Source organism: Streptomyces sp. NBC_01216, from assembly GCF_035994945.1.
In the GTDB taxonomy this organism is placed as follows: domain Bacteria; phylum Actinomycetota; class Actinomycetes; order Streptomycetales; family Streptomycetaceae; genus Streptomyces.
This window is the reverse complement of record NZ_CP108677.1, coordinates 3,604,945-3,622,907: the sequence shown is the minus strand read 5'-3', so window position 1 is coordinate 3,622,907 and position 17,963 is coordinate 3,604,945. Positions and strand designations below refer to the sequence as shown.

The window sequence follows — 17,963 nt, the reverse complement described above, 5'->3', positions numbered from 1 at the left end:
CCGTGCCGCTTCGTGCCTCCCGGTGCCGCACCGGATGCCATCCGCGTCCGGCGGCGCGTGGCAGCGCGCCACGCCCTCGCTCCGCCGCCGCGCGGGCCCCGGACCTCGCACGACCCCGCCGCCGGGAGATCCCGGCGGCACCCCTCCGTACCTCTCCGACCACCGCGTACCTCGACCGGCCGCCGGTCCGTCCCGGACCCCGCGCGACCGTCACTCGACGCACGACCAAGGGGGACCTCTCCATGTCCGCACAGCAGCCCGTGCTGCGACTCCAGAACCTGACCCGTGTCCACGGCTCGGGCGCCACCGAGGTGCACGCCCTGCGGGGTATCGACCTCGACGTCCACGCCGGTGAACTCGTCGCCGTCATGGGCCCGTCCGGCTCCGGCAAGTCCACTCTGCTGACCATCGCCGGCGGACTCGACACACCCACCTCCGGCCGGGTGATCGTCGAGAACACCGACATCACCACCGCCGGCCGCAAGACGCTCGCGGCCCTGCGCCGACGCAGCATCGGCTACGTCTTCCAGGACTACAACCTCATCCCCGCTCTCACCGCCGTCGAGAACATCGCCCTCCCCCGCGAGCTGGACGGCGTCTCCGCACGCAGGGCCCGTGGCGAGGCACTCGCCGCACTCACGGAGATGGAGCTCGGCCACCTCGCCGACCGCTTCCCCGACGACATGTCCGGGGGCCAGCAGCAGCGGGTGGCCATCGCCCGCGCCCTCGTCGGCGACCGTCGCCTCGTCCTGGCCGACGAGCCGACCGGCGCCCTCGACTCCGAGACCGGGGAATCCGTGCTCGCCCTGCTGCGCAGCCGCTGCGACGGCGGTGCGGCAGGTGTCCTGGTCACCCATGAGCCGCGGTTCGCCGCCTGGGCCGACCGCGTCGTCTTCCTGCGTGACGGCGCGGTCGTCGACCAGACCGTGCGCACCGGGGCCGACTCCCTCCTGAGCGGTCAGGCGGTCGAACAGTGAGCACATGGCTCTCCTCCTGGCGCGCTGCGATCCGCATCGCGCGCCGCGACGCCTGGCGCTACAAGGGGCGTAGTTTCCTGGTCCTGGCCATGATCGGCCTGCCGATCCTCGGGGTGAGCGCCGCCGATCTCACCTTCCGCAGCTCCCAGCTCTCCACCGAGGAACAGCTGGACCGCACCCTGGGCGCGGCCGACGCCCGCTTCGTCGACGCCCAGTACGGCGGTGTGCCGATCCTCCAGGCTCCGGACCACCAGATGAACGCCCCGGCGCAGGAGTACGACGACCGGGCCGCCTGGCCGAGCGGCCCGACCGATGTCACCCAGGCGATACCGGCCGGCTCCGAGGTCCTCACGGACACCATCGGGCAGGTCAAGCTCACGACCACGCACGGGCTGCTGCGGACCGACATCCGCGAACTCCGGGCGGCCGAGCCGATCGCGAAGGGCATCATGACCCTCCAGGAGGGCCGCTTCCCCCGGAAGGCGGACGAGGTCGCCGTGACCACCCACTTCCTGGAGACCAGCGGTCTGACCGTCGGGGCGACCCTCACCGCCCGTGGCTTCGACAAGCCGTACCGGATCGTCGGCTCCTACGAGCTCCCCGACGAGCTGAAGGCCGACCAGGTCAACGCCCTGCCCGGCGCCCTCCTGGCGCCTCACGCGAAGGCCGCCGAGAAGGCCGGCCTGGTGAAGCCCGACTTCTCCACCACGTATCTGGTGAAGCTGTCGGGTGGTTTCACGTGGAACATGGTCCAGCAGATCAACACCAAGGGCGTGGCCGTCTCCTCGCGTGCCGTCCTGCTGGACCCTCCCGCCGACTCCGAGGTCCCGCTCTACCAGAAGGAGGGCTGGGGCACCTACGAGGTCAGCACGGCGGCCCGCGCGGCCGAGCTCGCCGCGGTCGGCACCGCGGTCGGTCTCGCCATGCTGGAGATCTGCCTCCTGGCCGGGCCCGCGTTCGCCGTCGGGGCCCGCCGTTCACGGCGCCAGCTCGGCCTCGTCGGGGCCAACGGCGGCGACCGCAGTCACATCCGCGCCATCGTGCTGAGCGGCGGACTCGTCATCGGCGTCGCCGCGGCCGTGATCGGCACGGTCCTCGCACTGGTGCTGACCTTCGCCCTGCGGCCCCTTCTCGAGGACTACATAGGGAAGCGGTTCGGCGGCTTCGACATGCGACCGGTGGAGCTTCTGGGAATCGCCCTGCTCGCCGTGCTGACCGGCCTGCTGGCCGCGATCGTCCCGGCCGTCACCTCCTCGCGTCAGACCGTTCTCGCCTCGCTCACCGGTCGTCGCGGAGTCCGGCACAGCAGCCGGGTCCTGCCTCTGGTGGGCCTGGGCGCAGTGCTGCTCGGCGCCGTGATCGCGCTGTACGGCTCGATGGTCTCCGACCAGTTCGTGGTCGTCGCGGGCGGCAGTGCCATCGCCGAACTCGGCGTCGTCGCGCTGACCCCGGCACTGGTCGGCCTCTTCGGCCGGGCCGGGCGCTGGATGCCGCTGTCCCCGCGCCTGGCGCTGCGGGACGCCGTGCGCAACCGCGGCCGCACGGCGCCCGCCGTCGCCGCGGTGCTGGCCGCGGTCGCGGGTACCGTCGCCGTCGCCACCTACGCGGCGAGCAGCGAGGCCCAGAACCGGGACACGTACCAGGCGCGGCTGCCGCACGGAACGATGTCGGCGCTGGTGGTGGAGGAAGGCGGCCGTGATGTCCCGGCGGTCCGCGAGGCCGTCCAGCGCCTGATGCCGATCGACGTCCAGGCGGACGTCGCACGCGGCGTGGTCGGCAAGCCGGGCTGTGCCCCGTGGGGCGAAGGTGCCGGCTGTGGTCGGTACGAGGTCGTCATCCCCGAGCCGAACGTGTGCCCGCTGTGGGCTTCGGTCCCCGACGGCCAGGACCCCTTCGACCGGTTCTCCAAAGCGGAGCGGCAGAGGCTGGCCGAGGACTGGCGCTGCAAGGAGGGTGAGACCGGCAGTGTGTACGTCGAGGGCGGGCTGCTGGTCGGTGACGCCCGGATGCTGAAGGTTCTCGGCATCCAGGACGCGGGCGCCGAGCGGGCCCTCGCCGACGGCAAGATCGTCACCTTCGCCAAGGCGCAGGTCGACAAGACCGGCATGATCGGCATCAAGCTGATCACGGACCTGGAGAAGGCCGAGGAGGCCGAGCGGGCGGGTCGGCCCGTGCCCGGCGAGGTCAGGTCCCTGCCCGCCTATCTGATGCCGAAGAGCGAGCGGTCGTACGGTCTCCAGGGCCTGCTCACCCCGGCCGCGGCGAAGGCCGTCGGCCTGACCACGGTCCCCATCGGGTCGTACTACTCGACCGACCACATGCCGAGTTCCGAGCAGCGGCAGAAGCTCGACGCGGAGATCGCCAAGCTCGGCAGCGATGTCGACCTCACCCTGGAGGAAGGTTTCGTCAGCAAGAACAGCATCGTGCTCGCCCTGCTGACCATCTTCGCCGGTCTCGTCACCATCGGGGCCGCCGGAATCGCCACCGGCCTGGCCCAGGCCGACGCCGAGGCCGATCTCAAGACGCTCGCCGCCGTCGGCGCCTCGCCTCGGGTCCGCCGGACCCTCAGCGGCTTCCAGTGCGGTGTGGTCGCCGCGATGGGTGTGATCCTCGGCTCCGCCGCCGGTGTGCTGCCTGCGGTGGGACTGCGCTTCACGGAGCAGCGGGAACAGGAGCGTTTCTACCAGGTCGCGCTGGACGAGGGCTGGGGACTCTTCCAGGAACCGCCGTACGTGCCCGTCGTCGTCCCCTGGGAGACGCTGGCACTCCTGCTGGTGGCCGTCCCGCTCGGAGCGGCGCTGCTGGCCGCGCTCGTGACCCGCTCACACGGCGCACTCGCCCGCCGCGCGGCGATCTGACCGGTTCAGGGCCTTCTTGTGCCCCCGTACGAGGGTGGATCACCCCCGTACGGGGGCACACCGTGTGAGGAGGCACGTGTGCGAGAGAATGGCGGCATGGATATGCCGAGGAATGAACGGTCGCAGGAGAGTCCCCCGGTCCTCATCGTCGGACAGGACGGGATGGCGCTCGGCGGCAGTCATGGCGACGACGAGTCCCGCGAGGTCCCGGTGACAGAGATGGTCGAGCAGCCTGCGAAGGTCATGCGCATCGGTAGCATGATCAAGCAGCTTCTGGAAGAAGTCAGGGCGGCCCCCCTCGACGAGGCGAGCCGGGTCCGGCTGAAGGACATCCATGCCGGTTCGGTGAAGGAGCTGGAGGACGGGCTCGCGCCCGAGCTGGTGGAGGAGCTGGAGCGGCTCTCCCTGCCGTTCACCGACGACGCCATCCCCTCCGAGGCGGAACTGCGGATCGCGCAGGCCCAGTTGGTGGGCTGGCTCGAAGGGCTCTTCCACGGCATCCAGACGGCCCTGTTCGCCCAGCAGATGGCGGCCCGGGCGCAGCTGGAGCAGATGCGCCGTGCGCTGCCCCCGGGCGTCTCGCACGAGGATGGCGAAGGCGACCACGGCCACACGCTCCGCTCCGGTCCGTATCTGTAGGCGCCGTCCGTCCGCGGGCCGGTCCCGCTTGTCGCGCCCCGTCGGCCTGCGGGCCGACGGGGCGCGGTGCTGCCGTCCCACCACCTGGCGCGGGTGCGGGCCCGGCACGGCCCCGGTGCGGCACCGTACGGCTCCGGTGCGGAGGAACCGTCAGTCCCGCGGGGCGAGGAGTAGGACCTTGCCGACGTGGCTGCCGGACTCCAGGGCGCGGTGGGCTTCCGCGGCCTCCGCCATCGGCACCGTACGGTGGACGACCGGACGCACCGTGCCCGCCCCGATCAGCGGCCAGACGTGTTCGCGGACGGCGGCGACGATGGCGGCCTTCTCATGGAGCGGGCGGGCACGCAGCGTGGTCGCCGTGATCGCGGCCCGCTTGGCGAGCAGTCCGGCCAGGTTCAGCTCGCCCTTCACGCCGCCCTGGAGCCCGATGACGGCGAGACGCCCGTTGACCGCGAGCGCCTTCACGTTACGGTCCAGGTACTTGGCGCCCACGATGTCCAGGATGACGTCCGCGCCGTTTCCGCCCGTCGCCTTGCCCACCTCCTCGACGAAGTCCTGCTCGCGGTAGTCGATGAGGATGTCCGCGCCCAGTTCCGCGCAGCGCGCCAGCTTTCCGGGGCCGCCCGCGGTGACCGCGACCCGGGCGCCGACCGCCTTGGCCAGCTGGATGGCCATCGTGCCGATGCCGCTCGCCCCGCCGTGGACGAGCAGCGTCTCACCGGGACGCAAGTGGGCGATCATGAAGACGTTGGACCAGACCGTGCAGGCGACTTCGGGCAGCGCGGCGGCCGTGACGAGATCCACGCCGTCCGGTACCGGGAGCAACTGGCCGGCGGGGACGAGGACCTTCTGCGCGTAGCCGCCTCCGACCAGCAGCGCGCACACCTCGTCCCCGACGGACCAGCCGGACACCCCCGGGCCGAGCGCGGCGATCCGGCCCGAGCATTCGAGACCGGGGTACGGCGAGGTGCCCGGCGGCGGGTCGTAGAAGCCCTGGCGCTGGAGCAGATCGGCGCGGTTGACGGCGCTCGCCGCCACCTCGACGAGAACCTCGCCCTCACCGGGCACGGGATCGGGCACCTCCGCCCACACGAGGGCGTCGGGGCCACCGGGGTCCGGAATCGTGATCGCATACATGGCCGCGAGGCTACTCCGGCTCGCGGGCGTACGGTCTGTCAGTCCTGCCGCGGGGTGCTCAACGGGGTGACGGGCTCGGCCCGCACGATCGTGATCACACGGTCCGTCAACTGGAGCGGGCTGGCCGCGGGATCGTCGTAGCCGAGCAGCCGGTGCCCGCGCAGGACGCTCACCACGAGGTCCTCGGTCTCCCGCACGCTCTTGCCGACCTCGGACTTTATGACCGGCCGCTCGACCAGGTCGAGACCCGAGCCCTGCTGGATCAGGTCCTCCATCACCGTGCCCGCGCTGGGGCTGAGCACGGAGAGGCCCAGCAGCCGACCGGCCGCGCTGGCACTGGTGATCACGGCGTCCGCGCCGGACTGACGCAGCAGCGTCGCGTTCTCCTCCTCGCGGACGGCGGCGACGATCTTCGCGCCCCTGTTCATCTGGCGTGCGGTCAGCGTGACCAGCACGGCGGTGTCGTCGCGCTGGGTGGCGATCACGATCTGACGGGCCTTCTGCACCTCGGCGCGGAGCAGCACGTCGCTGCGGGTCGCGTCACCGATCACACCCACGAAGCCATCGGCGTTCGCCGTCTCGATCACCTTGCTGGACGGGTCGACGATGACGATCTGTTCTTTGCGCAGTCCCGTCGCGCAGAGCGTCTGGATCGCGGACCGCCCCTTGGTGCCGAAGCCGACGATGACGGTGTGGTCACGCAAGGTGGACCTCCAGCGGTTCAGCCGCCACTCCTCCCGGGTCCGTTCGGTGAGGACCTCGAGAGTGGTGCCGACCAGGATGATCAGGAACAGCACGCGCAATGGCGTGACCAGCAGGATGTTGACGAGCCTCGCCGAGTCGCTGTACGGGACGATGTCGCCGTACCCGGTGGTGGAGAGCGTCACGGTCGCGTAGTAGGCGCAGTCGAGGAAGTCGAGCGTCTGGTTGGCGTTGTCGTGGTAGCCGGACCGGTCCATGTAGACGATCAGCGTGGTGACGGCCAGCACGCCCAAGGCCATCAACAGCCTCTTGCCCACCTGCTGGAGAGGCTTCTCGACGACGCGTCGGGGCATCCTGACCCGGGTGGGGGCCGTTTTCTCCTCGGCCTGACGGGCCATGACGTCACGGCTGGGTAGTTTCACGTGAAACACGTTCCTTCGGGCACGCCGTGAGTCTGGGACCGGACGGAAGCCCGCTCCTGGGCGAGCGACACCGACCAGGGGAGGTCGAGGATCTGCAGCGGGTCGCCGGGCCGCGCACCGCCGGGCGGGACGACGGCCATTCCGTCGGCCGCCGCGATCCCCCGAAGCATCGCCGGCCCGTTGTAGTGCAGAGGGACGACCCGGTCCCCGTCGTACGCGACCGGGACGAGTCGGGTGTCCTGCGGATGGCCGTGCACCTCGTCGCGGACCGGCACCCGGCGGGGCGGAGGCACCGGGGCGCCCGTGAGGGCCCGGAGCAGGGGTTCGGCGAGGGTGAGCAGGCCCGACACGGCGGCCAGCGGGTTGCCCGGCAGTCCGACCAGGTGGCGGCCCGGCGCTTCACCCCCGAGGCGGGCGAGCAGCATCGGGTGGCCGGGGCGGACCTTCACACCGTCCACCAGGAGGGTGGCACCCGCCGACGCGAGGACGGGGTGGACGTGGTCCAGAGGCCCGGCGGCGGTACCGCCGGTGGTGATCACCAGATCGGCCTCGGATCCGGTGACGGCCGCGCGCAGGGCCTCGGCGTCGTCGCCGACCCGGTGGGTGGCGAGGACCTCCGCGCCGAGTGTGTCCAACCAGGGACCGAGCATCGGGCCGAGTGCGTCGCGGATGAAGCCGTCGTGGGGTAGTCCGGCGGTGAGCAGTTCGTCGCCGAGGACCAGGACCTCCACGCGCGGGCGGGGCAGGACCGGCAGGTCGTCGTATCCGGCCGCGGCGGCGAGGCCGAGGACGGCCGGGGTGATCGGTGTCCCGGCGGGCAGCAGCGGATCGCCGGAACGGCATTCCTGCCCGCGTGGACGGATGTCCTGACCGGGCTGGACCTCTCGCAGGGCGTGCACCTGTCCGCCGGAGGAGGACCGGGAGTGCTCGCTGCGGATGACGGCCGTGGTCTCGGAGGGAATCCGCGCCCCGGTGGCGATCCGCACCGCCGTGCCGTCGGCCAGTGCGGCGGCCGGGGCGTGTCCGGCGAGGACGGCGCCCTCCTCGTGGATCTTCCAGGGCCCCGGGCCCGAGACCGCCCAGCCGTCCATGGCGGAGGTGTCGAAGGACGGCAGATCGGTGAGGGCGCGGAGCGGCTCGGCGAGCATACGGCCCAGCGCTCGCCCGAGGGGGACATGGCGGGGTGCGCCGCCGGCCGCGCCGGCCGCACGGGCCGCCGCTCCGGCGCGTGCGGACGTCGACCGGGCGTCCGGCCAGGGGGTGGCGCGATGCGGCTCGGCGGGGCGGGGCGGGGCGACGAGGGCCAATGCCTCGTCCACTCCGTCGCTCTCCGGCTCGGTCGCCGCGCGCTCTTGCGGGGTCATCTTCCTGCCTCGTCCTGGCCTGTCCTGCTCTCGTCCGACACACTCTCGCCCGACACGCCCTGGTCCGCCTCGGCCGCCCAGCGGTGGGCGAGCGCCACGGCCTTGCGCGCGGCCTCGGCCACGGCCTCCGGCCCGCCGCCGGGGTCCGCCTTGGCCGCCGCGTAACCGACCAGGAAGGTGGTCAGGGGAGCGGCGGGGCGGGCGACGCCGTGAGCGGCGTCGCGGGCGAGATCGAGCAGTACGCCGGTGTCGACGTCCAGCTCGATGCCCAGTTCGTCCTTGACTGCGGTGATCCATTCTTCCAGCACGTACTCATGCTCCCTGATGTGGGCTCGGGCCGTGGCGATGTCCTCCCAGGTGTCGCAGTCGAAGGAGGTCAGGGGCCCGGCCTCGACCCGGGTGAGATCGAGTTCACGGGCGAGCAGGCGCAGCGGCAGACCGGTGAGGACGCCGTGCTCGGTGGCGATGTCCCGCAGCGCCCGCCGGAGCGGGGCGCTGCGGTAGGCGGCGACGAGAGGCTGGTCACGTCCGCCCTCGTCGACCAGGAACGCGGCGTCCGCCCCGGGCGTGGCTGCGAGGGCGTCCAGGAGACGCCGGCCGGTCTCCTCCCGGAAGAACGGCAGATCGGCGGAGAGTACGAGCACGACGGCGGCCGTGGTCCGGCGCGTGCCGGCCTCGAGCGCGGCCAGCGGTCCCCCGCCGGGCGGATCTTCCCGGGCCCATTCGACGGGCCGTACGGTGGTCCTCCGCCCACCGACGACGACGGTCTTCCCGGCACCGCGAGACCCGGCCAGGACCCGGTCGAGAAGGGCCCGGCCGCCGACCCGGACGCCGGGTTTGTCCACGCCCCCGAGTCGCCTGGCGGCGCCTCCCGCCAGGACGACGGCGTCATACTCGGTCATCATCCCAGCAGTATGGGCCGCTTCCCGGGGAGCAGACCCCGAAGATCGTCGATCTGTCTCGCCCACGGAGACGGCCCGCCCTCACCCGACGCACGCCGCCCCGCCCCCAAGGCCGGACGGGACGAAGGGGCGTTCCGGACCGGCGGGGCGTGTCGGGACGCACGGACCCGCGCACCGTCGGAACGTCCGTACGCGGGTGCCCGGCAGCCGGGACGCGTGGGCACCGGCGCGCGGACGGCCCGTGCGCGTACGCGCTCGGGCCACCGCGCGCCGGGGGTCAGACCGTGCGCAGCAGGACCGCGGGCTGCTCGACGCAGTCCGCGACGTAGCGGAGGAAGCCCCCCGCCGTGCCGCCGTCGCAGACCCGGTGGTCGAACGTGAGCGACAGCTGGACGACCTGACGGACAGCCAGCTCTCCCTGATGGACCCAGGGCTTGGGGATGATCCGGCCGACTCCGAGCATCGCCGCCTCGGGGTGATTGATGATCGGCGTGGAGCCGTCGACCCCGAACACCCCGTAGTTGTTCAGGGTGAACGTCCCCCCGGTCAGGTCCGCCGGAGTCAGCTTCCCGTCACGGGCGGACGCCGTCAGCCGGGCGAACTCCTCCGTCAGCGACTCCGCCGTCCGCGCGCCCGCTTCGCGGACCACCGGGACGACCAGGCCGCGCTCGGTCTGCGCCGCGAACCCGAGGTGCACCGAAGGCAGCCGGACGATCTCCCTGGCCGCCGTGTCCACGGTGGAGTTGAGCTCCGGGAAGCGCCCGAGGGCGTGGGTGCAGATCCGGGCGAGCAGCGCGAGGAGCGAGACCTTCGGACCGCCCGCCGCGTTCATCGCGGAGCGTGCCGCCATGAGGGCGGTGGCGTCCGCGTCGACCCAGCAGGTCGCGTCCGGGATCTCCGTACGGCTGCGCGAGAGCTTGTCGGCGACCGCGCCGCGCACACCGCGCAGCGGAACCCGCTCACCGGCTGCGGCCGGCGCCGCCGCGGACACCGGGGCGGCGACGGCCGGAGCGGGGCGCACGGACCCGGTGGCGGCACGTTCCACGTCCGCCCGCAGGATCAGCCCGTCCGGCCCCGACCCGGGGATCTCCCGCAGGTCCAGCCCCTGCTCACGGGCCAGCTTCCGTACAAGCGGCGAGATCACCGGCACCGGTCCCTCCACGGCCACGACGGGGACCGCGGGGGCGGACACGGGCGGTGCGGGCGTCGGAGCGGCCGGTGCCGCGGCAACCGCCGGCACGACGTCTCTGCGCACCCTGCGCCGTCGTGCCGCTGGCCCGGCCGTCCCGTAGCCCACCAGGACGTTGCCGGAGTGTTCCGAGGCGGCGGGGGCCTCCGCCGGGGCGGGGGCCGGCTCCGTCTCCGTCGCGTCGGACGCCGCGGCTCCGGGGCCGGCCGCACGGCCGACCGCGACCGTCAGCAGGGGCGCCCCGACCGGCAGTTCGGTGCCTTCCTCGCCGAATCGGGCCGTGACCACACCGCCGTAGGGGCAGGGCACCTCCACCATCGCCTTGGCCGTCTCCACCTCGACGACCGGCTGGTCGATGGCGACGACGTCGCCGACGTCGACCAGCCAGCGCACGATCTCGGCCTCGGTCAGACCCTCGCCGAGGTCCGGCAGCTTGAACTCGAGTACCTGGGCCATCAGCTCTGCGCCTCCCACTGGAGGCGCGCGACCGCGTCGAGCACCCGGTCCACGCCCGGCAGGTGGTGCCGCTCCAGCATCGGCGGCGGGTACGGGATGTCGAAACCGGCGACCCGGAGCACCGGCGCCTCCAGGTGGTGGAAGCAGCGCTCGGTCACCCGCGCGGCGATCTCCCCGCCCGGTCCGCCGAAGCCTGTCGACTCGTGCACGACGACCGCTCGCCCGGTGCGGCGCACCGAGGCGCAGACCGTCTCGTCGTCGAAGGGCACCAGCGAGCGCAGGTCGACCACCTCCAGGTCCCAGCCCTCGGCCCGCGCGGCCTCGGCCGCCTCCAGGCAGACCGGCAGGGAGGGTCCGTAGGTGATCAGGGTGGCGCTCCGGCCTCTGCGGCGGACCACGGCCTTGCCGATGGGCTCCACCGCCGTCGGGGCCTCGGGGGACCAGTCGGCCTTGGACCAGTACAGCCGCTTGGGCTCCAGGAAGACGACCGGGTCGTCGGAGGCGATCGCCGCCCGCAGCAGCCCGTAGGCGTCCTCGACCGTGGCCGGGGTGACGACGTGAAGTCCCGGTGTCGCCATGTAGTAGGCCTCGGAGGAGTCGCTGTGGTGCTCCACCCCGCCGATTCCGCCGCCGTAGGGCACCCGGACGACCAGCGGCATCGGCAGTGCGCCGCGCGTACGGTTCCGCATCCGCGACACATGGCTGATGAGCTGCTCGAACGCCGGGTAGGCGAAGGCGTCGAACTGCATCTCGACGACCGGCCGCAGCCCGTACATCGCCATGCCGACGGCCGTGCCCAGGATGCCGGCCTCGGCCAGCGGGGTGTCCGTACAGCGGTCCTCGCCGAACTCCTTGGCGAGGCCGTCGGTGACCCGGAAGACACCGCCGAGCGTGCCGACGTCCTCGCCCATTATATGGACGGTCGGGTCCTCGGCCATCGCGTCGCGCATGGCGCGCTGGAGAGCCTGCGCCATCGTGGCCGGCTTGGCCGCCCTGGCCGCCGTCTTCGTCGTCATCACGCCTCGCTCTCGGCGTCGAGCTCGGCGCGCAGCTGCGCCGCCTGCTCGCGCAGCTGTGCCGTCTGCTCGGCGTAGACGTGCGCGAACAGGTCCATCGGGTCGAGCACCGGGTCGGCGTTCATCCGCTCGCGGAGGGCGGCCGCCATCGTCTCGGCGGCCTCCGCCGCCTCCCGCTTTCCTTCGTCGTCGAGCAGGCCGCGCTCGGTCAGCTCGCGCTCCAGGATCAGGATGGGGTCGTGGGCCCGCCAGGTCTCGACCTCGCCGTCCCCGCGGTAGCGGGTGGCGTCGTCGGCGTTGGTGTGGGCGTCGATGCGGTAGGTCACGGCCTCGACCAGCGTCGGTCCGCCGCCGCGCCGTGCGCGGGCCACGGCCTCGGCGAGCACCTGGTGGACGGCGGCGGCGTCGTTTCCGTCGACGAGGCGACCCGGCATGCCGTAGCCGACGGCCTTGTGGGCCAGGGAGGGGGCGGCCGTCTGCTTGGCGAGCGGCACGGAGATCGCGAAGCCGTTGTTCTGCACCAGGAAGACCACGGGGGCCTGCCAGACGGCCGCGAAGTTCAGCGCCTCGTGGAAGTCGCCCTCGCTGGTGCCGCCGTCGCCGACCATGGCGAGCGCGACCACGTCGTCTCCCTTGAGCCGGGCGGCGTGGGCCAGGCCGACCGCGTGGGGAAGCTGGGTGGCGAGCGGGGTGGACAGCGGGGCGATCCGGTACTCGCGCGGGTCGTACCCGGTGTGCCAGTCGCCGCGCAGCAGCGTCAGCGCCTGGACCGGGTCGAGGCCGCGGGCCACGGCGGCGAGGGTGTCGCGGTACGAGGGGAAGAGCCAGTCGCGCTCTTCCAGGGCGAGCGCGGCGGCGACCTCACATGCCTCCTGGCCGGTGGTCGACGGGTACACCGCGAGACGGCCCTGCTTGGTGAGAGCGGTGGCCTGCGCGTTGTACCTGCGGCCCCGCACCAGCTCGGCGTAGAGACGTCGCAACAGCTCGGGGTCGGCCGAGGCCACCGCGTCCGTGCCGAGGACACGGAACGGTTCGGCGTCGGGCAGGAGCGGGCCGGGGTCGGTGCGCGGCTTCCACGCCGGGGGCGGGATGGGCCGGTAGGCAACGGTGGCGGGCGGCTCTTGGACTGTCGAACTGCGCTGTTGCAACGAGTCCACCTCCTCCATGGGAGCGGGCATAAGACCCGAAGACGGGTGGCGCGGGGTGTGGCGCGCCTCACCTACCGATTGTTCGGTCGCGGAGGCATTTTGGCTACAGGCACCCTCAGCCTGTGGACAAACGGTTCTCCACAGCCTGGGATGGAGACATGTCGTCCATGGGAGAGAGGCGGGGGGACATGACGGATGAACAAATGGCCGACGGCTGGGAGCGGGCGCTGAGCCAGGGCCCGGGTCAGACACAGGGAGCGGCCCCGGGAGCGGCACACGGCCAGGCCCAGGGCGCCGCCTCCGGGGGCGCGTCGCCGGGTGTCGTCGGAACGCCCCAGGGCGGCCCTTCGGCCCGGCCGCTGGACGCCGTCGACCGGGACATCCTGCGCATCCTCCAGACGGACGGACGCGCCTCGATACGCTCCGTGGCCGAGCGGGTCCACGTCTCCCGGGCCAATGCGTACGCCCGGATCAACCGACTCATCGACGACGGGGTGATCCGCGGCTTCAGTGCCCGGGTGAACCACGAGCGGGCGGGCCAGGGAGCGTCCGCCTACATCACTCTCAAGATCGTCCAGAACTCCTGGCGGACCGTGCGCGAACAGCTCCAGGCGCTGCCGGGGGCCGCCCACATCGCGCTGGTCAGCGGCGACTTCGACGTTCTGCTCCTGGTGCACACCCCCGACAACCGGACGCTCCGCGAGCTGGTGCTCACCAAGCTCCAGTCGATCCCCGAGGTGCTTTCCACCCGCACTCTGCTGGTCTTCGAGGAGACCGATCTGGACCCGGACCACCCGGGCTGAGGACCCCGCGCGCACACCGTCGGGGGAGCCCCGCGGGCAGGGACGGCCGAACGGACACGCGGGCGCACGGCCGAACGGGCGACCGACGAGGACGGGCGGGCGGGGCGGGCGGCAAGCAGGCGGGCCGGGCGCCGTCCGGGCGCGCCGACAGAGTCCGGGAAGCCGGGCGGGCGGCAGGCGTGCGTACCCGGGGTCGGGCCGTCGGCCCCTCCCGGACCGCGCCCCGGCGACGGCCGGCAGGCCCGGGAGGCCCGACCGCGAGGGGAGCGCCCGGCGGACCCGTCGAGGAGCCCCGAAGCCACCCCCTCGGGGCCTCTCAGCGGGCCGTCCGCAGCCCGTCGAAGGCGAGGTGGGCGACGGTGTCGGCCAGCTGCTCCCGTTCCGCCTCCGCGCCCGGATGCGGCCGGTACCACTCCACCAGCGAGTTGATCATGCCGAAGAGCAGCCGGGTGGCGAGCCGTATGTCCACGTCCGCCCGCAGGTCCCCGTCCGCGGCGGCGGCCTTGAGCAGCTCCGCCACCTTCTGGTCGAACTCGCGGCGGCGCTCCAGGGCCCACCGCTCGGTCGTGGTGTTGCCGCGGACCCGCAGCAGCAGCGTCACGTACGGCAGCTCCGCGATGAGCACCTCCACGGTGCGGCGGGTGACGTACTCGACCTGGTCGATGGCCCGGCCGCGGGTGGCCCCGGGCTCGTCGAGCACGGCGAAGAGCCCGTCCAGGGCGCGGCTGACGGCCCGCCGCAGCAGTTCCTCCTTGCCCGTGACGTGGTGGTAGATCGAGGACTTCGAGATCCCCGCCGCCTTGGACAGGTGCTCCATCGAGGTGCCGTCGTAGCCGCGCTCGTTGAACACCCGGACGGCGACGGAGAGCAGGGTCTCGGGGGTGTACGTGTCGCGTTTCGCCGTCGTCATGACGCGCTCTCCTCGCCCGCCGCGGACTGCTCGGCGCGGGCCTGGGCGGCCAGTTCGGCGGCGACCCGGCGGCGCAGCGCCTGGGAGGGCGCGTAGCGGCCCGTCGGGTACTCCTCGTGGAGGTTCGACAGGATCTCCAGGACCCAGCCGGCCCCCAGCTCCTCGCCCCAGGCCAGTGGACCGCGCGGGTAGTTCACACCGAGCCGCATCGCGGTGTCGATGTCGTCGGCGTCCGCCACGGCGCGCGCGGCGGCGTCGAGGGCGAAGTCGACGAGCATGGCGACCGTGCGGGCGACGATCATGCCGGGCACGTCGCGGATCACGCTGACCTTCTTGCCGGCCGCCTGGAAGAGGCCGATCGCATCCCGGAGCGACCGGTCGTCCACCGTCACGGCCGGGGCCAGCACGATGCGCTCACAGGTGCGGTAGTCCAGCGCGAGATCGAAGTGGATCACGGGCATCTCGGCGTCGTCGGCGGCGGTGCCGTCCGCCAGGAACAGCCGGGTCCCGCTCGGCAGCTCGATCCACCCCGGGTAGCCGGGTACCGCGTCCTCCTCGAAGCCTACGGCGATCGACGCCTCCCGGAACAGCTCGGCCAGCGGCGCGGCCTGATACAGGTCGCCCTGGACGACCACGGAGGCCGGCGGCTCGGCGGGCGGCGCGGTGTGCGGCGCGGCGGCCGGCGCGTCCGTCCCGTACGGGAACCAGCCGTGGCCCGACTTGCGGCCGAGCCGCGCCGACTCCACGAGGCGGCGCTGGGCCAGGGAGGGCGTGAACTTGGGGTCCTGGTGGAAGGACTCCCAGACCGAGCGGGTGACCGCCTCGTTCACGTCCTGGCCGATGAGGTCGGTCAGCTCGAAGGGCCCCATCCGGAAGCCCCCGCATTCGCGCAGGGCGGCGTCGATGGTCGCGGGGTCGGCCACCCCCTCCTCGTACACCCGCAGCGCCTCCGCGTAGAAGGGGCGCGCCACGCGGTTGACGATGAACCCGGGGGTGTCGGCGCAGCGCACCGGCGTCTTCCCCCAGCTCTTCGCCGTCTCGAAGGCGCGCGTGGCGGCGGACGCGTCGGTCGCGAAACCGCTGACCACCTCGACGAGCGGGAGCAGTGGGGCGGGGTTGAAGAAGTGGAGTCCGACGAACCGGCCGGGCAGGCGCAGTCCGCCGGCGATGGCGGTGACGGAGAGGGAGGAGGTGTTGGTGGCGAGGACGGTGTCGTCGCCGACGATCTTCTCCAGCTCGGCGAAGAGCTGCTGCTTGACCGGCAGCCGTTCGACGACGGCCTCGACGACCAGAGCGGCGTCGGCGAGGTCAGTCAGGTCCGTGGCGGCGTACAGCCGTGCGACGGCGCCCTCGCGGGCGGCCCGGTCCATCCGGCCCTTCTCGACCAGCCGGTCCAGGCGGGCGGAGAGCGCCGTCACCGCGGCTTCGGCCCTGCCGGGCGCGCTGTCGTAGAGACGGACGGGGTGGCCCGCGACCAGCGCGACCTGGGCGATCCCCTGGCCCATGGTGCCCGTGCCCACGACGGCGACGGTACGGCTCCGGTCGATGGCGTCGGCCCCGCTGCCCGGCGGGACGTCGCTCACATTGGCGGTCATAAGACTGATCCTCCCCGATGGGTTGTCCACAGCTTCGACAGACCCCCTTGTCCCGACCGATCGTTCGGTTACTCTAACTCTGTCCGCCCGTCCCTGCCCAGCTCGACGAGGAGTTGGTCCCGCAATGGCCGCCGCTCTGCTGACCACCGACGCCCTGGCCGAGAAGCACCGGTCGACACTCGACCAGGCTCTCGACACCATCCGCACCCGTGCCTACTGGTCGCCCCACCCCGAGCACCCCAAGGCGTACGGCGAGAACGGCTCCCTGGACGCCGCCGCCGGCCTCGCCGCGTACACCGCGCTGCTCGACGGCCGCTTCGAACTCGACCAGCCCGGCACGGACGGCTGGACCGGCGGCGAGGTCTCGCCCTACGGCCCCGCGCTCGGTGTGGAGTACCCGCACGCCGACATCGACGTCCTGCTGCCCGCGATGCGCGCCGGCATGGGCGCCTGGCGGGACGCCGGCGCCGAGACCCGCGCCCTGGTCTGCCTGGAGATCCTCGCCCGTATCTCCGCCCGCACCCACGAGTTCGCGCACGCCGTGATGCACACCAGCGGCCAGGCGTTCATGATGGCGCTCCAGGCCGGCGGCCCGCACGCCCAGGACCGCGGCCTGGAGGCCGTGGCGTACGCGTACGCGGAGCAGACCCGCACCCCGGGCAGCGCCGACTGGGCCAAGCCGCAGGGCAAGCGGGACCCGCTGAAGCTGTCCAAGGAGTTCACCCCGGTCGCCCGCGGCATCGCGCTGATGATCGGCTGCAACACCTTCCCGACGTGGAACGGCTACCCCGGCCTGTTCGCCTCCCTGGCCACCGGCAACCCGGTGCTCGTCAAGCCGCACCCGCGCGCCGTCCTTCCCCTGGCGCTCACGGTCCGCGTGGCCCGCGAGGTCCTCGCCGAGGCCGGATTCGACCCCAACATGGTCGCCCTGGCGGCCGAGCGGCCCGGCGAGGGCATCGCCAAGACCCTCGCCGTCCGTCCCGAGATCCGGATCATCGACTACACCGGCTCCACGGCCTTCGGCGACTGGCTGGAGACGAACGCCCGCCAGGCGCAGGTCTACACCGAGAAGGCCGGCGTCAACACGGTAGTCGTCGACTCGACCGACGACTACCGGGGCATGCTGTCGAACCTGGCCTTCTCGCTGTCCCTGTACAGCGGCCAGATGTGCACCACCCCGCAGAACCTGCTGATCCCCCGCGAAGGCATCAGCACCGACGCCGGCGCCAAGTCGTACGACGAGGTGGTCGCCGATCTGGCCGCCGCGGTCGGCGGGCTGCTGGGCGACGACGCCCGGGCCAACGCGCTGCTGGGCGCCCTGGTCAACCCGGACGTGAAGGCCCGCCTGGAGGCCGCCGCGGGGCTCGGCGAGGTCGCCCTGGCCTCCCGCGAGGTGGTACATCCGGACTTCCCGGACGCGGTCGTCCGGACGCCCGTCATCGTGAAGCTGGACGGCTCCAAGCCGGACACGGAGGCCGCCTACTTCTCCGAGTGCTTCGGCCCCGTCTCCTTCGCCGTCGCGGTCGACTCGACCGAGGACGCCCTGGACTTGCTGCGGCGGACGGTGCGCGAGAAGGGCGCGATGACGGTCGGCGGGTACACGACCTCGGCGGCCACCGAGCGGGCGATCGAGGAGGTCTGCCTGGAGGAGTCGGCCCAGCTCTCGCTGAACCTGACGGGTGGCGTCTACGTCAACCAGACCGCCGCGTTCTCCGACTTCCACGGCTCCGGCGGCAACCCGGCCGCGAACGCGGCGCTGTGCGACGGCGCGTTCGTGTCCAGCCGCTTCCGGGTGGTGGAGGTCCGTCGGCATGCCTGACGCACGGTGCGCGGAGGCGCGTCGGG

14 protein-coding genes are annotated in these 17,963 nt (G+C 72.9%); 5 read left to right on the top strand and 9 right to left on the bottom strand.

Going from position 1 to position 17,963, the window contains the following annotated elements; genetic code table 11:
- Window positions 1-242 precede the first annotated feature (242 nt).
- The 3 genes from OG393_RS15910 (at window position 243) to OG393_RS15900 (ending at window position 4,474) form a co-directional block, all read left to right on the top strand.
- On the top strand, window positions 243-977 hold the full coding sequence (locus OG393_RS15910) for an ABC transporter ATP-binding protein (RefSeq protein ID WP_327375313.1): 735 nt from the start codon (window positions 243-245) through the stop codon (window positions 975-977).
- The gene (locus OG393_RS15905; RefSeq protein ID WP_327375312.1) at window positions 974-3,835 is read left to right on the top strand and encodes an ABC transporter permease; all 2,862 of its coding nucleotides are present in this window, start codon (window positions 974-976) and stop codon (window positions 3,833-3,835) included. Before OG393_RS15910 ends, OG393_RS15905 begins: the two co-directional genes overlap by 4 nt.
- Window positions 3,836-3,931: 96 nt before the next feature.
- Window positions 3,932-4,474 carry a bacterial proteasome activator family protein gene (locus OG393_RS15900; RefSeq protein ID WP_442817317.1) on the top strand — a complete coding sequence of 181 codons (543 nt, stop codon included), beginning with the start codon at window positions 3,932-3,934 and terminating at the stop codon, window positions 4,472-4,474.
- A gap of 150 nt (window positions 4,475-4,624) precedes the next feature.
- Here OG393_RS15900 and OG393_RS15895 read toward each other — a convergent pair whose 3' ends face one another.
- The 7 genes from OG393_RS15895 to pdhA form a co-directional block, all read right to left on the bottom strand.
- A complete protein-coding gene (locus OG393_RS15895) occupies window positions 4,625-5,611 on the bottom strand; it encodes an NAD(P)H-quinone oxidoreductase (RefSeq protein WP_327375311.1) in 987 nt (328 codons plus the stop codon).
- A 38-nt stretch (window positions 5,612-5,649) separates the two neighbouring features.
- Window positions 5,650-6,711 (bottom strand): potassium channel family protein, encoded by a 1,062-nt coding sequence (locus tag OG393_RS15890; protein ID WP_442817418.1) that lies wholly within the window; start codon window positions 6,709-6,711, stop codon window positions 5,650-5,652.
- A 20-nt stretch (window positions 6,712-6,731) separates the two neighbouring features.
- Window positions 6,732-8,099 (bottom strand): molybdopterin molybdotransferase MoeA, encoded by a 1,368-nt coding sequence (locus OG393_RS15885; RefSeq protein WP_327375309.1) that lies wholly within the window; start codon window positions 8,097-8,099, stop codon window positions 6,732-6,734.
- Window positions 8,096-9,001 carry an NTP transferase domain-containing protein gene (locus OG393_RS15880; protein WP_327378443.1) on the bottom strand — a complete coding sequence of 302 codons (906 nt, stop codon included), beginning with the start codon at window positions 8,999-9,001 and terminating at the stop codon, window positions 8,096-8,098. Before OG393_RS15880 ends, OG393_RS15885 begins: the two co-directional genes overlap by 4 nt.
- A 277-nt stretch (window positions 9,002-9,278) precedes the next feature.
- The gene (locus OG393_RS15875) at window positions 9,279-10,646 is read right to left on the bottom strand and encodes a dihydrolipoamide acetyltransferase family protein (RefSeq protein ID WP_327375308.1); all 1,368 of its coding nucleotides are present in this window, start codon (window positions 10,644-10,646) and stop codon (window positions 9,279-9,281) included.
- Window positions 10,646-11,662, bottom strand: coding sequence for an alpha-ketoacid dehydrogenase subunit beta (locus OG393_RS15870; RefSeq protein ID WP_327375307.1), 1,017 nt, complete (start codon window positions 11,660-11,662; stop codon window positions 10,646-10,648). The genes OG393_RS15875 and OG393_RS15870 overlap by 1 nt, the downstream gene beginning before the upstream one ends.
- Window positions 11,662-12,828: a pyruvate dehydrogenase (acetyl-transferring) E1 component subunit alpha gene (gene pdhA / locus OG393_RS15865; protein WP_327375306.1), complete on the bottom strand. Its 1,167-nt coding sequence runs from the start codon at window positions 12,826-12,828 to the stop codon at window positions 11,662-11,664. The genes OG393_RS15870 and pdhA overlap by 1 nt, the downstream gene beginning before the upstream one ends.
- 170 nt (window positions 12,829-12,998) lie before the next feature.
- On the opposite strand from pdhA, the gene OG393_RS15860 reads away from it, so the two are divergent.
- Complete coding sequence (locus OG393_RS15860; RefSeq protein WP_327375305.1) at window positions 12,999-13,613, top strand: Lrp/AsnC family transcriptional regulator; 615 nt, start codon at window positions 12,999-13,001, stop codon at window positions 13,611-13,613.
- A gap of 316 nt (window positions 13,614-13,929) precedes the next feature.
- Here OG393_RS15860 and OG393_RS15855 read toward each other — a convergent pair whose 3' ends face one another.
- Together OG393_RS15855 and OG393_RS15850 are read right to left on the bottom strand one after the other, a co-directional pair.
- Entirely contained in the window at window positions 13,930-14,523 is a 594-nt protein-coding gene (locus tag OG393_RS15855) for a TetR/AcrR family transcriptional regulator (protein WP_327375304.1), read from the bottom strand.
- Window positions 14,520-16,118, bottom strand: a complete 1,599-nt coding sequence (locus OG393_RS15850; protein WP_327375303.1) for a 3-hydroxyacyl-CoA dehydrogenase — start codon at window positions 16,116-16,118, stop codon at window positions 14,520-14,522. Before OG393_RS15850 ends, OG393_RS15855 begins: the two co-directional genes overlap by 4 nt.
- A gap of 124 nt (window positions 16,119-16,242) precedes the next feature.
- Between OG393_RS15850 and paaN the strand changes: the two genes are divergently transcribed.
- The gene (paaN, locus tag OG393_RS15845) at window positions 16,243-17,937 is read left to right on the top strand and encodes a phenylacetic acid degradation protein PaaN (protein WP_327375302.1); all 1,695 of its coding nucleotides are present in this window, start codon (window positions 16,243-16,245) and stop codon (window positions 17,935-17,937) included.
- Window positions 17,938-17,963: the final 26 nt, after the last annotated feature.

Excerpts from the sequence above, each read along its gene's own strand:
- OG393_RS15900 (WP_442817317.1), top strand. The coding sequence starts at position 3,932 with ATGGATATGCCGAGGAATGAACGGTCGCAGGAGAGTCCCCCGGTCCTC.
- OG393_RS15850 (WP_327375303.1), bottom strand. The coding sequence starts at position 16,118 with ATGACCGCCAATGTGAGCGACGTCCCGCCGGGCAGCGGGGCCGACGCC.
- OG393_RS15890 (WP_442817418.1), bottom strand. The coding sequence starts at position 6,711 with ATGGCCCGTCAGGCCGAGGAGAAAACGGCCCCCACCCGGGTCAGGATG.
- OG393_RS15855 (WP_327375304.1), bottom strand. The coding sequence starts at position 14,523 with ATGACGACGGCGAAACGCGACACGTACACCCCCGAGACCCTGCTCTCC.
- OG393_RS15910 (WP_327375313.1), top strand. The coding sequence starts at position 243 with ATGTCCGCACAGCAGCCCGTGCTGCGACTCCAGAACCTGACCCGTGTC.
- pdhA (WP_327375306.1), bottom strand. The coding sequence starts at position 12,828 with ATGGAGGAGGTGGACTCGTTGCAACAGCGCAGTTCGACAGTCCAAGAG.
- OG393_RS15895 (WP_327375311.1), bottom strand. The coding sequence starts at position 5,611 with ATGTATGCGATCACGATTCCGGACCCCGGTGGCCCCGACGCCCTCGTG.
- OG393_RS15860 (WP_327375305.1), top strand. The coding sequence starts at position 12,999 with ATGACGGATGAACAAATGGCCGACGGCTGGGAGCGGGCGCTGAGCCAG.
- OG393_RS15880 (WP_327378443.1), bottom strand. The coding sequence starts at position 9,001 with ATGACCGAGTATGACGCCGTCGTCCTGGCGGGAGGCGCCGCCAGGCGA.
- OG393_RS15870 (WP_327375307.1), bottom strand. The coding sequence starts at position 11,662 with ATGACGACGAAGACGGCGGCCAGGGCGGCCAAGCCGGCCACGATGGCG.
- OG393_RS15875 (WP_327375308.1), bottom strand. The coding sequence starts at position 10,646 with ATGGCCCAGGTACTCGAGTTCAAGCTGCCGGACCTCGGCGAGGGTCTG.
- paaN (WP_327375302.1), top strand. The coding sequence starts at position 16,243 with ATGGCCGCCGCTCTGCTGACCACCGACGCCCTGGCCGAGAAGCACCGG.
- OG393_RS15885 (WP_327375309.1), bottom strand. The coding sequence starts at position 8,099 with ATGACCCCGCAAGAGCGCGCGGCGACCGAGCCGGAGAGCGACGGAGTG.